16 protein-coding genes and 1 tRNA gene are annotated in these 15,765 nt (G+C 65.0%); 11 read left to right on the top strand and 6 right to left on the bottom strand.

The window, feature by feature from the left end; genetic code table 11:
- Positions 1 to 126 precede the first annotated feature (126 nt).
- From EEB18_RS03110 to EEB18_RS03075, 8 genes are all read left to right on the top strand, one after another.
- Entirely contained in the window at positions 127 to 1,902 is a 1,776-nt protein-coding gene (locus EEB18_RS03110) for a DUF4153 domain-containing protein (RefSeq protein ID WP_262408094.1), read from the top strand.
- A gap of 201 nt (positions 1,903 to 2,103) precedes the next feature.
- Entirely contained in the window at positions 2,104 to 2,406 is a 303-nt protein-coding gene (gatC, locus tag EEB18_RS03105; RefSeq protein ID WP_187140446.1) for an Asp-tRNA(Asn)/Glu-tRNA(Gln) amidotransferase subunit GatC, read from the top strand.
- A gap of 122 nt (positions 2,407 to 2,528) precedes the next feature.
- Entirely contained in the window at positions 2,529 to 4,010 is a 1,482-nt protein-coding gene (gene gatA, locus EEB18_RS03100; protein ID WP_187140447.1) for an Asp-tRNA(Asn)/Glu-tRNA(Gln) amidotransferase subunit GatA, read from the top strand.
- 157 nt (positions 4,011 to 4,167) lie between these two features.
- Positions 4,168 to 5,634 (top strand): Asp-tRNA(Asn)/Glu-tRNA(Gln) amidotransferase subunit GatB, encoded by a 1,467-nt coding sequence (gatB, locus tag EEB18_RS03095; RefSeq protein WP_187140448.1) that lies wholly within the window; start codon positions 4,168 to 4,170, stop codon positions 5,632 to 5,634.
- Positions 5,635 to 5,735: 101 nt separating this feature from the next.
- Positions 5,736 to 6,239, top strand: coding sequence for a hypothetical protein (locus tag EEB18_RS03090; protein WP_187669070.1), 504 nt, complete (start codon positions 5,736 to 5,738; stop codon positions 6,237 to 6,239).
- Complete coding sequence (locus tag EEB18_RS03085) at positions 6,236 to 7,093, top strand: hypothetical protein (RefSeq protein ID WP_187140450.1); 858 nt, start codon at positions 6,236 to 6,238, stop codon at positions 7,091 to 7,093. Before EEB18_RS03090 ends, EEB18_RS03085 begins: the two co-directional genes overlap by 4 nt.
- A 9-nt stretch (positions 7,094 to 7,102) precedes the next feature.
- On the top strand, positions 7,103 to 7,783 hold the full coding sequence (locus tag EEB18_RS03080) for a hypothetical protein (protein WP_187669069.1): 681 nt from the start codon (positions 7,103 to 7,105) through the stop codon (positions 7,781 to 7,783).
- Entirely contained in the window at positions 7,780 to 8,637 is an 858-nt protein-coding gene (locus tag EEB18_RS03075) for a hypothetical protein (protein ID WP_187140452.1), read from the top strand. Before EEB18_RS03080 ends, EEB18_RS03075 begins: the two co-directional genes overlap by 4 nt.
- Before the next feature lie 21 nt (positions 8,638 to 8,658).
- Here the strand turns inward: EEB18_RS03075 and EEB18_RS03070 are convergent, their stop codons facing one another.
- The 3 genes from EEB18_RS03070 to EEB18_RS03060 form a co-directional block, all read right to left on the bottom strand.
- Positions 8,659 to 9,429, bottom strand: coding sequence for a hypothetical protein (locus tag EEB18_RS03070; RefSeq protein WP_187140453.1), 771 nt, complete (start codon positions 9,427 to 9,429; stop codon positions 8,659 to 8,661).
- A 102-nt stretch (positions 9,430 to 9,531) separates the two neighbouring features.
- Positions 9,532 to 11,217, bottom strand: a complete 1,686-nt coding sequence (locus tag EEB18_RS03065) for an amidohydrolase (protein ID WP_187140454.1) — start codon at positions 11,215 to 11,217, stop codon at positions 9,532 to 9,534.
- A gap of 106 nt (positions 11,218 to 11,323) precedes the next feature.
- Positions 11,324 to 11,545, bottom strand: a complete 222-nt coding sequence (locus tag EEB18_RS03060; protein ID WP_056352064.1) for a hypothetical protein — start codon at positions 11,543 to 11,545, stop codon at positions 11,324 to 11,326.
- A 159-nt stretch (positions 11,546 to 11,704) separates the two neighbouring features.
- Here EEB18_RS03060 and EEB18_RS03055 point away from each other — a divergent pair.
- Together EEB18_RS03055 and tig are read left to right on the top strand one after the other, a co-directional pair.
- Positions 11,705 to 11,789, top strand: a tRNA-Leu gene (locus EEB18_RS03055).
- Between the two features lie 88 nt (positions 11,790 to 11,877).
- Positions 11,878 to 13,446 carry a trigger factor gene (tig, locus tag EEB18_RS03050; protein WP_187140455.1) on the top strand — a complete coding sequence of 523 codons (1,569 nt, stop codon included), beginning with the start codon at positions 11,878 to 11,880 and terminating at the stop codon, positions 13,444 to 13,446.
- A 137-nt stretch (positions 13,447 to 13,583) separates the two neighbouring features.
- On the opposite strand, the gene EEB18_RS03045 is transcribed toward tig, so the two are convergent.
- The 3 genes from EEB18_RS03045 to EEB18_RS03035 form a co-directional block, all read right to left on the bottom strand.
- Complete coding sequence (locus tag EEB18_RS03045; RefSeq protein WP_187140456.1) at positions 13,584 to 14,168, bottom strand: GNAT family N-acetyltransferase; 585 nt, start codon at positions 14,166 to 14,168, stop codon at positions 13,584 to 13,586.
- Entirely contained in the window at positions 14,165 to 14,566 is a 402-nt protein-coding gene (locus EEB18_RS03040; protein ID WP_187140457.1) for a ketosteroid isomerase-related protein, read from the bottom strand. Before EEB18_RS03040 ends, EEB18_RS03045 begins: the two co-directional genes overlap by 4 nt.
- Positions 14,567 to 14,706: 140 nt before the next feature.
- On the bottom strand, positions 14,707 to 15,324 hold the full coding sequence (locus EEB18_RS03035; protein WP_187140458.1) for a DNA-3-methyladenine glycosylase family protein: 618 nt from the start codon (positions 15,322 to 15,324) through the stop codon (positions 14,707 to 14,709).
- Between the two features lie 102 nt (positions 15,325 to 15,426).
- Here EEB18_RS03035 and EEB18_RS03030 point away from each other — a divergent pair, with 102 nt between their 5' ends.
- On the top strand, positions 15,427 to 15,744 hold the full coding sequence (locus tag EEB18_RS03030) for a 2Fe-2S iron-sulfur cluster-binding protein (RefSeq protein WP_187140459.1): 318 nt from the start codon (positions 15,427 to 15,429) through the stop codon (positions 15,742 to 15,744).
- Positions 15,745 to 15,765 lie beyond the last annotated feature (21 nt).

The raw sequence follows: 15,765 nt of genomic DNA, 5'->3' as shown, positions 1-15,765 counted from the left end.
GGCGACGCGTGCCTGCGGGGTGCCTCGACTTCGCTCGACACGAACGGAAACAACAGTCCGGTCGTCCGGCGCCATCGCGTGCTATCTGGCTTGCGCGCGCGGCTTAAACAAGCCCAGATGTGGGGAATGACCGACATCCCCGCAAGCGCGCCCGCGCCCGATTCGCCCCATCCGTCGCACCGTCTGGACGACAGCGACGCGCCATGGCCGCAGCGGCCGTGGATCATGGCGGCGATCTGCGCGGTTGCGGGGCTGATCTTTCACATGCTCGTCGATCGCGGTGACGCGGCCAGCGAGCCGGGACGCAGCGCCCTTGCGGCGTTCGTGGCGATCGCGACGGTGGTTTTCGTGCTGGGGGCCGAATTGCGGCGCTGGCATTGGGCGCTGGGCTTCGCGCTGTTGTGGGGCGCGGCGATGGGGCTGATCGCCTGGTCGTCGGCGGGGTACAATCTGCATAGCTCGATGATCGAATGGCCCTTCTGGTCGGGCCTGCTCGCGGTGCTGGTCGCGACGCCCTTGTTCCAGACGCGGCGCGATGTCGCGCCCGACGGACGGTTCTGGAAGCTGTGGCAGATGCCCTATGCGCGGCTGCACAGCCATGCGTGGACCGATGCGGTGATCGGCGCGGCGGGGCTGGTCTTTACCGGCATCACCTTTCTGCTCGTCTTCCTGATCGGCCAGATGTTCAGCCTGATCGGGATCGACCTGATCGAGCGTTTGTTCCGCGACGACTGGTTCCCGTGGATGCTGGCGGGGGCGGCGTTCGGCGGTGCGGTCGGGTTGCTGCGCGAGCGCGACAGGCTGGTCTCGACCTTGCAGCGGCTGGTGATGATCGTGCTGGCGGTGCTCGCGCCGGTGCTGGCGGCGGCGCTCGTGATTTTCCTGTTGTCGCTGCTCGGCACCGGGCTAACCAAGCTGTGGGATTCGGGGTTCTCGACCGCGGCGCTGATGATGGCGGTGGCGGCGTTCGCGGTGCTGCTCGCCAATGCGGTGATCGGCAATGGCACCGACGACCGCGCGAACAATAGCCTGTTGCGCGTGGCGGCGGCGGTGCTGGTCGTCGCGGTGCTGCCGCTCGCGGTGATCGCTTATTATTCGATGCATTTGAGGGTGATCCAGTACGGCTGGACCCCCGAGCGGATCTGGGGCGTCGTCGCGGCGATGATTGCGCTGGCCTATGGCGTCGCGGGATTGTGGTCGGTGGCGAAGGGGCGCCGGGGCTTCGACGATGTGCTGCGGCCGTTACAGCAGAAGCTGGCGATCGGGCTGACGTTGCTCGCGCTGTTCCTCGCGCTGCCGATCGTCGATTTCGGGGCGATTTCGACGCGCGACCAGGTGGCGCGGCTGAAATCGGGCGCGGTGGCGTCGGAAAAATTCGACTGGGCGGCGCTGGCGTTCGATTTCGGACCCGATGGGCGCGCGGCGCTGAAGGATCTGGCGAAGTCGGTCGACAAGACGCGCGCCGGCCTCGCCGAATGGGCGCTGAAGGCGAAGGATCGCTGGGAATTGAACGGATCGGGTAGTGCGGTCGACGAAAGCGACATGGTCTATGGCGCGAAGCCGATCGAGCAGAAGATCCGGATTTTCCCCGTGGGCCGTAGCTTGCCGGCGGAGGCCTATGCCGCGTTGGCGGCGCAGGGCCAGTGCAAGACCGCGCCGTGCATCGCCTATGTGCTGGGCGACAGCCGCATCGCGGTGGTCAGCCGCGGCGGCAATGTCGGGCTGCTGGTGCGCGATGCGAAGACGCAGCAATGGTCCGAGAATTATGACGCGTTCCGGTCGGGGGATACGACCCGCGGGCTGACGATCGACGAACTGGAGAAGGTGGTCGTCGAGGTGCGGCCGGTGACGCGGCAGCAGGTCTTTGTCGACGGCAAGCCGGTCGGTGAGGATTTCGAGTGATCTGATCCTACCTGTCGCGCAGCGATGGGGAGGGGGACCGTCCGCGAAGCGGATGGTGGAGGGGCCGCAACGTCGCGCCAATGCCCCTCCGTCAGCGCTTCGCGCTGCCACCTCCCCATGGCTTCGCCACAGGGAGGATCATGGTTGAAGCATTTCGGCGGTGATGCTAGCGGCGCAGCTTCTCCCGCAAAGGCAAGATGAATGGCAATCGATCAGGCAACGGTAAGGAAAATCGCGTCGCTGGCGCGCATCGCGATCAGCGATGCGGAAGCCGCCGCGATGGAAGGCGAATTGAACGGCATCCTCGGATGGGTCGAGCAACTCGGCGAGGTCGATGTGACCGGGGTCGAGCCGATGACCGCGGTGATCCCCAATGTACTGCGGCTGCGCGACGATGTGATCGACGCCGACCCGCTGACCGGCGGCAACCGCCGCGACGATGTGCTGGCGAATGCGCCGGCGGCGATGCACGGCTTTTTCGGCGTGCCCAAGGTGATCGAATGATGGTCCATCATTCGATCATCCCGGACAGCGGCGTAGCCGCGACCGATCCGGGATCCAGAAACGAAAAATTGGGCGCTGTGACGCCCTGGGCCCCGGCTTTCGCCGGGGAACGGTGAAAAGACATGACTGATCTTACGAATTTAACGGTGGCCCAGATCCGCGACGGGCACCGCGCGGGCGATTTCAGCGCCGTCGAGGTCGCCGAGGCGTTCAGCGCCAATGTCGCGGGCGCGAAGGCGCTCAACGCGTTTATCGTCGAGACCCCCGAGCATGCGCTGAGCGCGGCGAAGGCGGCCGATGCCGATCGTGCGGCGGGGGCGCTGAAACCCTTGTCGGGTGTGCCGATCGGGATGAAGGATCTGTTCTGCACCGACGGCGTGCAGACCACGGCCGCGAGCCATATGCTCGAAGGCTTTGTCCCGCGCTATGAATCGACCGTGTCGGCGAAATTGTGGGACGCGGGCGCGGGGATGTTGGGGAAACTCAATCTCGACCAGTTCGCGATGGGGTCGTCGAACGAGACGAGCTATTTCGGCAATGTGATCAGCCCGTGGAAGCGCAAGGACGGCGGCAATGCGGCGCTCGCGCCGGGCGGGTCGTCGGGTGGCAGCTCGACCGCGATCGCGGCGCGGCTGTGCCCCGCGGCGACGGGGACCGACACCGGCGGATCGATCCGCCAGCCCGCGGCCTTTACCGGCATTTCGGGGATCAAGCCGACCTATGGCCGCTGCTCGCGCTGGGGCATTGTCGCCTTCGCGAGTTCGCTCGACCAGGCGGGGCCGATGGCGCGCGACGTGCGCGACTGTGCGATCATGCTCGAAAATATGGCGGGTTTCGATCCCAAGGATTCGACGAGCCTCGATTTGGCGGTACCCGCTTGGGAAGCGGCTTTGTCGGGCGATCTCAAGGGCAAGAAGGTCGGTATTCCCAAGGAATATCGGCTGGAGGGCATCGATCCCGACATCGACGCGATGTGGGATGCGGGGATCGCGATGCTGAAGGACGCGGGGGCCGAGGTCGTCGAGATCAGCCTGCCGCACACGAAGTACGCGCTGCCCGCCTATTATATCATCGCGCCCGCCGAGGCCTCGTCGAATCTCGCGCGCTATGACGGCGTGCGTTATGGTTTGCGTGACCTGCCCGATGGGGCGGGGTTGCAGGATATGTACGCCGCGACGCGTGCCGACGGCTTCGGGCCCGAGGTCAAGCGCCGGATCATGATCGGCACCTATGTGCTGTCGGCGGGCTTTTACGACGCGTACTACACGCAGGCGCAGAAGGTGCGGACGCTGATCGCGCGCGATTTCGAGGCGGCGTTCGGGACGTGCGACGTGATCCTTGCGCCGACCGCGCCTTCGGCGGCGTTCGGGCTGGGCGAAAAGATGGCCGATCCGCTGGCGATGTACCTCAACGACGTGTTCGCGGTGCCCGCGAGCCTGGCGGGGCTGCCCGCGATGTCGGTGCCCGCGGCGCTGAACCGTGAAGGGCTGCCGCTGGGGCTGCAGATCATCGGCAAGGCTTTCGACGAGCAGGGCGTGCTGAACGCCGGGCTGGCGATCGAAGAGCGGGCTGGGTTTACAGCGCGGGCGGAGAAGTGGTGGTGAGCGCATTAGGAGAAATCGTCGAAGCGGCTATTCAGGCCATTGGCGAACTCCTATCGGGACCTGGAAAGAAGGATTCTCAGCTAACCGACCAGGATTGTGCCCGGCACAAGCGGAAGGTTTGGCGCGAGATTATCCGTTCAAATCGAAGAGACGAGAGATGAGCGATTATCGCATCAAGGGTGAAACCGGCGAGTGGGAGGTCGTGATCGGCCTCGAGGTCCATGCCCAGATCACGACCAACGCCAAGCTGTTTTCGGGCGCCGCGACGGCGTTCGGTGCCGAGCCGAACACGCAGGTGTCGCTGGTCGACGCCGCGATGCCCGGCATGCTGCCGGTGCCGAACCGCGAGTGCATCCGCCAGGCGGTGCGCACGGGGATGGCGATCGAGGCCGAGATCAACAAATATTCGCGCTTCGATCGCAAGAATTATTTCTATGCCGATCTGCCGCAGGGTTATCAGATTTCGCAGCTTTATCATCCGATTGTCGGCGAAGGTTCGCTGACGATCGAGGCCGATGAAAAGGCCGGACTGCCCGAAGCCAAGGTGATCGGGGTTGAGCGCATCCATGTCGAGCAGGATGCCGGCAAGCTGATGCACGACCAGCATCCGACGATGTCGTACGTCGACCTCAACCGGTCGGGCGTCGCGCTGATGGAGATCGTCTCGCGCCCCGACATGCGCTCGCCCGCCGAAGCCGGCGCCTATGTGCGCAAGCTGCGCTCGATCCTGCGCTATGTCGGGTCGTGCGACGGCAATATGGAAGAAGGCTCGATGCGCGCCGACGTCAACGTCAGCGTGCGCAAGCCCGGCGACGAATTCGGCACGCGCACCGAGACGAAGAACGTCAATTCGGTGCGCTTCGTGATGGCGGTGATCGAGGGCGAGGCCAAACGGCAGGTCGAACTGATCGAGAGCGGCGGCACGGTGGTGCAGGAAACGCGGCTGTACGATCCCGACCGCAACGAGACGCGCTCGATGCGGTCGAAGGAAGATGCGCATGATTACCGCTACTTCCCCGATCCCGACCTGTTGCCGCTGATCCTCGACGAGGATTTCCTGACCGAGTGCCGCGACAGCCTGCCCGAACTGCCCGACGCCAAGCGCGCACGCTATCTGGCGGCCGGGATTTCGCCGTATAATGCCGATGTGCTGACCGCCGAGGTCGAGAGCGCACTGTGGTTCGATACGCTGCTGGCGACCGGCGCGAAGCCGGCCCCGGCGGCGAATTGGGTGACGAGCGAATTGTTCGGGGCGCTCAACCGGCTCGGCAAGAGCTTCGAGGATTGCCCGGTCGGCCCGGCGCAGGCGGGCGAATTGCTCGGCCTGGTCGCCGACGGCACGATTTCGGGGACGATCGCCAAGACGGTGTTCGAGAAGATGCTCGAAAGCGGCGACGGCGCGGGCGCGATCGTCGAGCGCGACGGGCTGAAGCAGACGAGCGACACCGGCGCGATCGAGGCCGAGATCGCCAAAATCCTGGCCGCCAATGCCGACAAGGTCGAGCAGTATAAGGGCGGCAAGGAAGCCTTGTTCGGCTTCTTCGTCGGGCAGACGATGAAGGCGATGCAGGGCAAGGCGAACCCGCAGGTCGTCAACGAGTTGCTGAAGAAGGCGCTCGGCTGACGCGAGGGTCCAGGGTTCGTTGCAAAGTGGCCGCAAAGGCCCTTGTCTCCCCGCAAAAACTGTCATAGCAAGCCGTTATTGGGGAAAAACGGGGGTTTTCAGTGGGTCGCAAAACGGGTGCGGCAGCGTTGCTGCTGCTTTTATCGTCATGTCCGGCGTGGTCGGGGGTGGCCCTGGCCGCCGCGCCGGAGTCCGAGGCCGAGCAAGCCCATACGGGCGACGATCGCGCGAAATTCTTTCTGTTTCACAAGGCCGGGGTTTCCATCGATCAGGCGCGCGGCGACCTGATCTATTGCATCGGTCAGGCGCGACCGATCCTGTCGTTCCGCGACCGTTACGGCGGCAGCGGCGGGCTGTTGGGCGCGATGATCAATGGCCGGATGGCGGAGATCGACCGTTTCCGGATGCGCAATGCCGCCATGCGTAAATGCATGGGGATGATGAATTACGATCGTTACGCCATGCCGCAGGAGCAGTGGAAAACGCTCGTCAACGAGGGCGATATCGTCCTCGACAATGATGGGCTGGTGAGCGCCGAAGTCGTCGAACGCATGGCCGCCTATGCCAGCGGGCCGGTGCCCGCGACGGAGAAATTGTCGCGATGATCAGGAAAACCGCAATCGCCCTCGCTGCCGCCGCGATGCTGTCGGGGCCGCTGGTGACGACGGCCTCCGCCGCCGAGAAGCCGGCGAAGGTTCCGAAGATCAAGCTGGAGCCGCTGAAGCCCGGGAAGATCAAGCTCGATCCGCGGCTGGGCTACATCCTCGTTCGTATGGGGCCCAGCAACGCCAGCGAAAAGCCCACTCCCGTCGCGTTCGTCCGGATCAACGCCGCCACCGGCAAGCCGTTCGAACCGGGCGACGAAGAAGCCGCCGCGCCCAATTTCGACCGGACGGTGCTGGTGGTCGTGAACGCCGGACGCAGTTTCGGGGAAGTCGATGGGCAGTCGGTCTATTTGCTGTCGGCCTATCCCGGCCAGTGGATAATCTCGAACGTCGGCGAAACCTGCCTGTCACTCGGCACCTATCAATTCGAGGTCAAGCAGGGCGAAGTCGCCGATATCGGGAGCCTGTGGACGGCCCGCGAGGATGGAAAGTCCGCCGTTCCGCAACTGGCCGGCGTCACATTGTCGCAGGATCTCGTCGAATTCGGGACGATGATGAATATCGTCATGTCGACCGCGCTGTTCGCCGCGCCTGCTGAGAGCACGCCGGCGCTTCCCGCCGAACTCGCCGGCTTCCCGGTGTCCAAGGCGGCTCTGTCGCCCGATTTCCGTATGGAAAACCGGTGCCAGGGCTTGATCAATCGTGCGGCAAGCCTGCCCCCGATGGAAAGCGCGCCGCCGATGACGCAAGCCGAAGCCTTGGCCGCCATCGACAAGATGAACCCGCCCGACCGGGTCGAAGCCGCGCGCAAACGCGCCGCGCAGAAGGCTGCGTCGGCAGCGGCGGCCAAATAGCCAAGGCCTTTGCAGTTGGTCGATGAGGCCGGGAAGGCGCTCAGCGGACCGGTGGGGGTCGATGATCGGTGCGCATGTGGGGGTGAAATGCGGAATTTCCATCTATCGGTCGCGATCGCGGCGATCTGTCTGACGATAGCGCCACCGGACGGCCACGCGCAGGCGATCAAGCCGCCGCCGCCGATGCGGGCTTTCTCCGCCGAGGAAGTCGCGGCGGTCGCCATGCCGGATACTGCGTTCGCGGCAACGCCCGACGATATCAAGACATATGACAAATATTTTTATTTCCATCGCGACGGCACGGATTTCGATACCGCCTTCAACGATCTGAGCGAATGCGATGCGCTGGCCAGTGGGCTTATCTATTATGCGGGGCGGGATCCGGTCCTGGCGAGTTATTATGCCACACAATATGGACTTGCCGGGGCTTTGAGCAACGTGATCACCGCGCCAATCGACGATGCGATCCTTGGGTCGACCGAGCGTCGCAAGATTCGGCGGCTCAATATGCGCAACTGCATGGGATATAAGGGATATGACCGTTACGGCCTGGAAAGGGAGCGCTGGCAAGCCTTTCATTTCGAGGAAGGCTTCAATCGCGTCGATGACGACAAGCGTACCGCCTATCTGATGAAACAGGCGCGGGTGGCGTCCGGTCCCAAGCCGACGGCGGAGGTTCTGATACGATGATCCGTATGGTGACGCCCGCGCTGGCGTTTGTGGCGGTCGCCGTCTCGTCGATCGCCTGCGCGAAGCCGGCCGGCTATGCCGACACGATCCAGGAGCGGGACCTGTTGTCGGGCAAGGAAAAGATCGAGCCGGAGAGCGGTTATGTCTATATTCGCAGTCCGATTCCGCAAGGCGGCGTACTGCTGCTTTTGCCCGATGAGGCGGCGATCGCCCGATACGAAGCGGAATGGACGGCGGCGCTGGCGGTTGTTCAGCAGAAATATCCCGCCAAGCTGGAGGATTGGGAGTTTCGCACCCGCCTCGCCCACGGCAAGGGGCAAAAGTTGCCGGAAAAGCCGATCGAGCCGACGCCGGAGAATTTTTCGATCGAATCCATCGAAGAACGCAATCCGGTATTCTATGGTCTGCATATCTCGGCCTCGACCGAAAGCCCGCAGAGCTACAGCTATTTGTTGCGCGTGGAGCCGGGGCGCTATGCCTATTACGGTCCGATTTCCAAGAAACCGGGCGGCTTGAGCGGAACCTGCTATTGCATGGGCACGGTTTCGTTCGAGGTGAAGGCGGGAAGGATCACCGACACCGGGAAATTTTTTCCCGGTGGGATGCTCGCCTTTGGCCTGCCCGCTTCCCTGCAATCCTATCCCAACGAACAGGCGGATTTTCGCGCCCATGGGAAACTCGACAATTTTTTCGGCCTTGCCATCGGACGCATGCCACGGGTTGCCGGCATCCTCGCCTATGACCGCGACAGGGTTATCGACCTGAAGGCGCAGGCCGAGGCTGCCGCGGTCGCGACGCCGAATGCCGGAGCGGTCGAAACGGCACCCGTCGCGGCGGCGGGGGCCGAAGGCTAAGCGGCCAAGGGGGCTTGGACCCTAGAAACGCCGCTGGCCCGCGCCCCAGTCGCCGCTGTCGCACTGGCCCGAAAAATTGGTGATCGCGTCGATCGTGATCCGGCCCGAGCGGCGGTCGACGGTCAGCTTCGGCTTGTTGAGCCCGTTGATGCGATAGCTGGCGGTGATGCGGTCGGGGGTGACGACGAGGTTGTCGAGGTCCCACCAGCCATGATCGTCGCCGCTGTGGATCGGCGCGACGAGCTTCGGGCCGAGGTGGATACGCCCCTGATCGCCGTAGAGTTCGATCTGGACGTCGCTGGTGAAGCCCTGCGCGCTATTGCCGACCTGGTTGCTCCACTCCCACTTATGATCCCACGGGTTCCACTTGTAGGTCGGTTTGACATCGACGGTGGGACGGGTGCCGGCGCCGTAACAGACGAGGACGAGCGAGCCGGGGTCGCGATAGCCGCTTTCGGCGGGGCGTTCATAGCTGTGCGGTTGCGGCGCATAGGCATCGCGCGGCGGGCCATTGTCGCAATTTTCGGGGGGCACCGCGATCAGTGCGCCATAGCGGCCGTCGACGGTCGAGACCGACAGGCAGCGGCCGGTGCGCTGGCTCCACCAGAAGGTGTAGCGCTGTTCGCCGACGGTGGTCGAGTGGCGCGATTCGTAGCCGCGTGCGAGCAACTGGGTTTCGCCGCCCGCGGCGCGCGCGCCGACGAGGTCGGCGACATCGGACGCCGGCTGGGCCGAGGCGGCGATGGGCAGGGCGACGGAGGCGAGAAGCAGGATGGCGAGAGGCGAGCGCATGGCGTGTCTCCTGTTGCGAGGCATGGTCAAGCTTATCAGAAAAGCGTCTCGCCCCAAAATGTTACCGCGCGGCGACGCGGGTCGAACGCTATCATTTTGGCGTCATTTTTCCGCCCGCCACACGCTGCGGCCTTCCTTGATGGTTTCCAGGACCTTGATGGCCTTGATACCGTCCACCGGCGTGGTCAGCGGGTTGCGGTCGAGGACGACGAAGTCGGCGAGCAGGCCGGCTTTGATGCGGCCCTTGCGCTTCTCCTCGAAGACCTGCCAGGCGGGGGCGGTGGTGAGCGCCTGCAGCGCTTCATAGGCGCCCAGCCGCTCGTCGGGGCCGCTGACGACGCCGGTCGGTGAGACGCGCGCCATCGAGGTCCAGAGCATGAAGCGCGTGTCGAGCGGGGTGACGCTGTAGTCGCTGTGGTTCGATGGCGTCAGGCCCGCCGCACGCGCCGAGCGGAAGGGGCTGATGAAATCGACGACCTCTTTCGGGAAATTGGTGCGGTGGACATCGGCCCAATACCAGGTGTGGTTCGAGAAATAGGCGGGACCGACGCCGATGCGCTTGTAGGCGGCGAGCTGGTCGGGACGCTGGAACTGCGAATGGATGACGATCGGGCGGCGATCGTCGGCGGCCTTGATGCCGAGCGCGTCGAAGCAGCGGATCGCCATGTCGATCGCCGCGTCGCCATTGGCATGGGCGAAGATCTGCCAGCCGCGGTCGTGGACCTTGCGCGCCTGGGTGCAGAATTCCTCCTCGGAAAGGACGGGCTGGCCGTGCCAGGGGTGCGAGCCGTCGGGGCTGCCGCGCTGATAGTCGCGGGTGAAATAGCCGGTGCGCGCCTGGACCGATCCGTCGAGGACGAACTTGATCCCCTGCAGCTTCACATGGTCCTGATAGACGCCGAATTTGACCGCCGGATCGGCGAGCAGCGCATCGAGGCCGGTCGAGAAGGGCAGGAGGGCAAGGTCGATTTTCAGCCGCTCGCGCGCGGCGGGGCTGGTCAGGAAGGCGATGTCGGGGGGCTGGGTCGCGCCGTCCTGCGCATGAGTATAGCCTTCGGCGAAATAGGCATTTTGCGCGGCGTCGAGCGCGGCGAGCTTCTGTTCGGCCGTCGGCTGCGGCATTTTGGCGAACAGCAGATACATCGCCTTTTCGAGGAGAACGCCGTTGAGCTTGCCCGCGTCGTCGCGGAGCATGATGCCGCCGGGCGGGACGGGGGTCGCGTCGTCGATCCCCGCAGCCTTGAGTGCGGCGCTGTTCGCCACCGCGCCATGGAGTGAGACATGGAGCACGACGATCGGCCGGTCGGCGGCGACCGCGTCGAGTTCGGCGCGGGTAATGTGGCGCTTTTCGGCGAGGGTTTCATGATCATATTGCCAGACGACGATCCATCGGTCGGCGGGAAACGATTTCGCATAGTCGCGTATCGCGGCCTGCAATGCGGGAATGTCGGTCACGCCCGCGTGCGCCTTGTCGCGCAGGTCGAGTCCGCCCGCGCTCATCGTCGCCGCCGTGAAATGCGAATGGGCGTCGATGAAGCCGGGGAGCATGGTCGCGCCGTTGAGGTCATGGACCGCGGGAGCAGGCCCGGCGGCCTGGCGCGCTTCCGCTTCCGACCCGGCAAAGGCGATCTTGCCGTCTTTGGTCACGACGGCCTCTACTGTCTGCGGTGTATCGCCGTCCATCGTCAGGATCGGGCCGCCACGGTAAATCGTGGCGTCCTGCGCAATGGCGGGTGCCGCCAGCGCCGTGAGCATCAGGGCAAATGCCCCGGTCGATATTTTCATCATCGTCTCTCCCCGCCCGCATCGTGGCGGCGGGAGAGGGGGTGGGTCAAGTGGTTCGCTTGCTAATTTTCTCTCCGCCCGATCGCTGTGCAACAGGCGGGGGTGGCCTCTATATCTGCTGCGGTGGCACTTCGCTGGGGCCGCGCCCCGGCTGGTCGATATCGCCGCCACCGGGGCTCCCGGGAATTTCGAGCGGCTGGCCGGCGGGGTCCTCCTGCGGGGTCGGCTGGACCGGATGTTCGGGCGGCGCCATCGGTTCGATCGTGTCGGGCTTGGGCTTCGGCAGCGGGTCGGCCGCATGGACGTGCAGGCTGGCGCTATAGCTTGTCATCATTCGTCTCCTTAGCCGACCAACGTCCGGCACGCCCCGACGTTCCGGCTGCGTTGCGGGCCTTGCCCTCATCCGTCCGTCTGCTATAGCGCCGCGCGGCCCGCACGGGCGTGCGCGGCTTTTTCGCGCGTATTCGTGCATCCGGCCGAAGCTTCTCAAGCGGGCGTGGCGGAATTGGTAGACGCGCTGGTTTTAGGTACCAGTATCGCAAGATGTGGGGGTTCGAGTCCCTTCGCCCGCACCATCTTCGCGAGCAGAGGCACGGAAATGGGGAACGCCGTCGTCAAGACGGGGTTCGGATAGAGATTTTGAGCAAGGATAAGACCAAGGCAATGAAGACCGTCGAAACGCTGAACGAAGGCCTGAAGCGCGAATATCGCGTGACCATCACCGCCAAGGATATCGATGCCCGCGTCGATGACGAAGTGAAGAGCATTGCCCCGACGGTGCGCATGCCCGGCTTTCGCCCCGGCAAGGTGCCGGCGAACCTGATCCGCAAGATGCACGGCGCCGCACTGTCGGCCGACGCGCTGAACAAGGCGATCGAAGCCGGCGTTCGCGACCTGATGACCAGCGAAAAGCTGCGCCCCGCGCTGCAGCCCGCGGTCACGCTCGACGAGGGGTATGAGACCGGTAAGGACGCCGAGATCACCGTCGCGCTCGAAGTGCTGCCGGTCATCGAGACCCCGTCGATCGACGGGCTGAAGCTCGAGCGCCTGACGGTGCCCGCCGATGATGCTGCGGTCATGGCCAAGATCGAGGAATTCGCCACCCAGATGAAGCGCTTCGAAGAGGCGCCGAAGACCAAGAAGGCCGCAACCGGCGATCAGGTCATCATCGACTTCGCAGGGTCGGTCGACGGCGTCGCCTTCGACGGCGGCACCGGCGAGGACATGGCGGTCGAAATCGGTTCGGGCCAGCTCATCCCCGGCTTTGAAGACCAGCTGGTCGGCGTGAAGGTCGGCGACGACAAGATCGTCAAGGTGACCTTCCCCGCCGATTATCCGGTCGCGGACCTCAAGGACGCCAACGCCGAATTCGCCGTCACGGTGAAGGAAGTGAAGGTCCCCGCCGCGTCGAAGATCGACGACGAGTTCGCCAAATCGCTGGGTCTCGAGAGCCTCGACAAGCTCAAGGAGATCATGAAGGACCAGGTCGAGCAGGAACTCAACGGCCTGACCCGCACCCATATGAAGCGCAAGCTGCTCGACCAGCTCGCCGCGAGCCATGACTTCGAAGTGCCGCCGACGATGGTCGAGGCCGAATTCGGCCAGATCTGGCAGCAGCTCGAGCATGAAGCGAGCCACGAGGAAGACGTCGAGGCGGCGAAGGCCGAACTCGAAAAGGACAAGGACGAATATCGTTCGATCGCCGTCCGCCGCGTCCGCCTCGGCCTGCTCCTCTCGGAAATCGGCCAGGCGCATGGCGTCCAGGTCAGCCAGCAGGAAATGCAGCGCCTGGTCAGCCAGGCGGCCCAGCAGTATCGCCCCGAAGACCGCCAGCGCTTCCTGGAATATGTCCAGCAGGACGCGCTCGCCGCTGCCCAGCTCCGCGCGCCGCTCTATGAGGACAAGGTCGTCGACTTCCTGTTCGAAAAGGCAGAGATCAGCGATCGCGAAGTGACCCGCGAAGAAATCGAAGCGGCGATCGAAGCCGACGACGATGGCGGCCACGTTCACGGCCCGGGCTGCGGTCACGATCATGACCACGACGCCAAGCCCGCCAAGAAGGCGGCGGCGAAAAAGCCCGCCGCCAAGAAGGACGTAGTGACCGAAGACGTCGCTGCCGAGGCGCCCGCCAAGAAGGCACCGGCGAAGAAAGCGGCTGCTCCGAAGGCTGAAGCCGAGGAAAAGCCGGCTGCCAAGAAGCCGGCCGCGAAGAAGGCTCCGGCGAAGAAATAAGCTTTGCGCTTAGCGCATGGCAAAAGGCCGGGTGGAGCGATCCATCCGGCCTTTTTCTTTTTGGGCGGTGTGAAGGGGGTGCCTGTCGGCGATCGGTCCTAAATCGTCGCCCCCGCCTTCGCGGGGGAGACGGGAAGTCAGAACGCCCGCGTCCAATATTGCAGTTCGTGCCGCTCTTCCCCGCCTCCGACGGTCTTCCAGTCGAACCACGCCGTGACGCCCGCCAGCGGCGCATAGCCGCGGCCGTGCCAGAAGGTGTCGAGCGGGCGGTGATCGGCAGGGCGGGCAGGGTGATCCGCGGCGCGGATGACGCTGCAGAAGGCGGCGGCGGTGGCGCCGCACGTGCGGGCCTGCGCCTCGCGGTGGTCGAAGAAGGCGTGGCCGATGCCACGGCCGCGATATTCGCCGCGCAGCACCGATTCGCCGAAATGGAAGGTGCGGGCGATGTCGAAGCCGGCGGCGGCGAGCGGCGCGCGCCAGGCGGTGTCCTGCGTCGCCAGCGGGGCCGCGGTGGCGGCGCCGACGATTTCGCTGCCGTCTCGCGCGACGACGATCACGGCGCCCGCGGCGGCCGCGAAATCGGCGAGATAGGCGGCTTCATAGGCGGGGTCGCCATCGTAGAGATAGGGGAAGTCGCGGAACACCGCGATGCGCAAACGCGCGAGCGCGGGCAGCACCTCGACGAGGGCGCCGCCCGTGACCGGCGCGACGGTGACCGTCATGCGCCGACCTGTTTCAGCCAGTCGGAGAGGTTATAATAGGTGGTGATGCGGTCGATCCGCCCCTCGGCATTCACCGACAGGAAGGCGCCGGCGGGCAGGCGGTAGGTCTGGCCCGTCGCTTCGGGCAGGCCGTCGTCGGTGGCGAGATAGGTGCCATTGACCATGAACTCGGCGGCGGCGCGCTCGCCCTCGGCAAAGATCAGCATGTCGGTGAGCCGTTCGCTGTAGCAGCGTGTCATATGCGCGTTGAAGTCGGCGAACAGCGCCTTGCCGTGGCGCGGTTCGCCCTGGTTGACGTCGTGGCGCAGATCGTCGGCGACGAGCGCCAGCATCGCGTCGGTGTCGCCCGCGTTGAAGGCGGCGTAATAAGCGGTGACGATGTCGCGGGTCGTGGTCATGGCTATTCGGTCCCAATTTCAAGCTCGTCATTGCGAGGGAAGCGAAGCAATCCAGGGCGGTGCCAGGCAACGCTGGATTGCCGCGTCCCCCGGATCAAGTCCGGGGTCCTCGCAATGACGAAGTTTGTGATATTTCGGCGCTAAATCACCGCCATATTATAGCAATGCCAGCTGAAGATCGCCGCGGCGCCGCGGTGGGGGCGCCAGGCTTCGGCGATCTCGCGGATCGCCTTTTCGCTCGGGCGGGTCTCGTGCTGCATGATGCGGCCGACCGCTTCCTGCACCGCGAGGTCGCCGGCGGGCCAGATGTCGGGGCGTCCTTCGGCGAAGAGCAGGTAGATTTCGGCCGACCAGCGCCCGATGCCCTTGACCTTGGTAAGCAAGGCGATCGCCTCCTCGTCGTCGGCGGGGAGGGCGTCAAATTGCAGCTCGCCGTCGCGGATCAGCTGCGCGAGGCTTTTCGCATAGCCCTGTTTCTGTCCCGACAGGCCGCAGGCGCGCAGCGCGTCATATTCGGCCGCCGCCATCACCTCGACCGGACAACCCTCGCCGAACGCCGCCTCGAGCTTGTTCCAGATCGAGTTCGCGGCGGCGACGCTGACCTGCTGGCCGACGATGGTGCGCAGCAGGGTGGTGTAGCCGGGGGCGCGGATGCGCGGTTCGGGATAGCCGGCATGGCCGAGCGCGCGCGCGAATCCCGGCTCGATCCCGGCGAGCGCGTCGATTCCGGCGTTTAGCTGCTGCTGGGTCAGGCCCATGCCGATATTCTCCTTTTGTTCCGAGTTGTCTAACTAGCAGCGCTTGATTTGCCGCGCAACGCGCGACATAGCGCACTCGAATCGAACGATATGGGGATGCACATGGCCAAGCTGATTGTCGTGACGCGCGACGGGACCGAACATGAGATCGAAGGCGACACCGGCCTGACCGTGATGGAAAATATTCGCGACGCGGGGTTCGACGAACTGCTCGCGCTGTGCGGCGGTTGCTGTTCGTGCGCGACCTGCCACGTCCATGTCGAGGCTGGCGCGACCGACCAGCTGCCCGCGATGAGCGAGGACGAGAACGACCTGCTCGATTCGACCACCGACCGCGACGACACATCGCGTCTGTCGTGCCAGCTGCCCTTTACCGAGGCGATGGACGGGCTGAAGGTGCGAATCGCCGCCGAGGATTGAGGCGTCGCCCCCGCCAAGGCG

It is taken from the genome of Sphingopyxis sp. OPL5 (assembly GCF_003797775.2).
Taxonomy (GTDB): Bacteria; Pseudomonadota; Alphaproteobacteria; order Sphingomonadales; family Sphingomonadaceae; genus Sphingopyxis.
Note: the sequence above shows the minus strand (reverse complement) of the source record. Positions and strands in the feature narration are given on the sequence as shown.

What these genes read in the sequence shown, in the direction of transcription:
- EEB18_RS03110 (WP_262408094.1), top strand. Translation starts at nt 127, where the DNA reads ATGACCGACATCCCCGCAAGCGCGCCCGCGCCCGATTCGCCCCATCCG.
- gatC (WP_187140446.1), top strand. Translation starts at nt 2,104, where the DNA reads ATGGCAATCGATCAGGCAACGGTAAGGAAAATCGCGTCGCTGGCGCGC.
- gatA (WP_187140447.1), top strand. Translation starts at nt 2,529, where the DNA reads ATGACTGATCTTACGAATTTAACGGTGGCCCAGATCCGCGACGGGCAC.
- gatB (WP_187140448.1), top strand. Translation starts at nt 4,168, where the DNA reads ATGAGCGATTATCGCATCAAGGGTGAAACCGGCGAGTGGGAGGTCGTG.
- EEB18_RS03085 (WP_187140450.1), top strand. Translation starts at nt 6,236, where the DNA reads ATGATCAGGAAAACCGCAATCGCCCTCGCTGCCGCCGCGATGCTGTCG.
- EEB18_RS03075 (WP_187140452.1), top strand. Translation starts at nt 7,780, where the DNA reads ATGATCCGTATGGTGACGCCCGCGCTGGCGTTTGTGGCGGTCGCCGTC.
- EEB18_RS03070 (WP_187140453.1), bottom strand. Translation starts at nt 9,429, where the DNA reads ATGCGCTCGCCTCTCGCCATCCTGCTTCTCGCCTCCGTCGCCCTGCCC.
- EEB18_RS03065 (WP_187140454.1), bottom strand. Translation starts at nt 11,217, where the DNA reads ATGATGAAAATATCGACCGGGGCATTTGCCCTGATGCTCACGGCGCTG.
- EEB18_RS03060 (WP_056352064.1), bottom strand. Translation starts at nt 11,545, where the DNA reads ATGACAAGCTATAGCGCCAGCCTGCACGTCCATGCGGCCGACCCGCTG.
- tig (WP_187140455.1), top strand. Translation starts at nt 11,878, where the DNA reads ATGAAGACCGTCGAAACGCTGAACGAAGGCCTGAAGCGCGAATATCGC.
- EEB18_RS03045 (WP_187140456.1), bottom strand. Translation starts at nt 14,168, where the DNA reads ATGACGGTCACCGTCGCGCCGGTCACGGGCGGCGCCCTCGTCGAGGTG.
- EEB18_RS03040 (WP_187140457.1), bottom strand. Translation starts at nt 14,566, where the DNA reads ATGACCACGACCCGCGACATCGTCACCGCTTATTACGCCGCCTTCAAC.
- EEB18_RS03035 (WP_187140458.1), bottom strand. Translation starts at nt 15,324, where the DNA reads ATGGGCCTGACCCAGCAGCAGCTAAACGCCGGAATCGACGCGCTCGCC.
- EEB18_RS03030 (WP_187140459.1), top strand. Translation starts at nt 15,427, where the DNA reads ATGGCCAAGCTGATTGTCGTGACGCGCGACGGGACCGAACATGAGATC.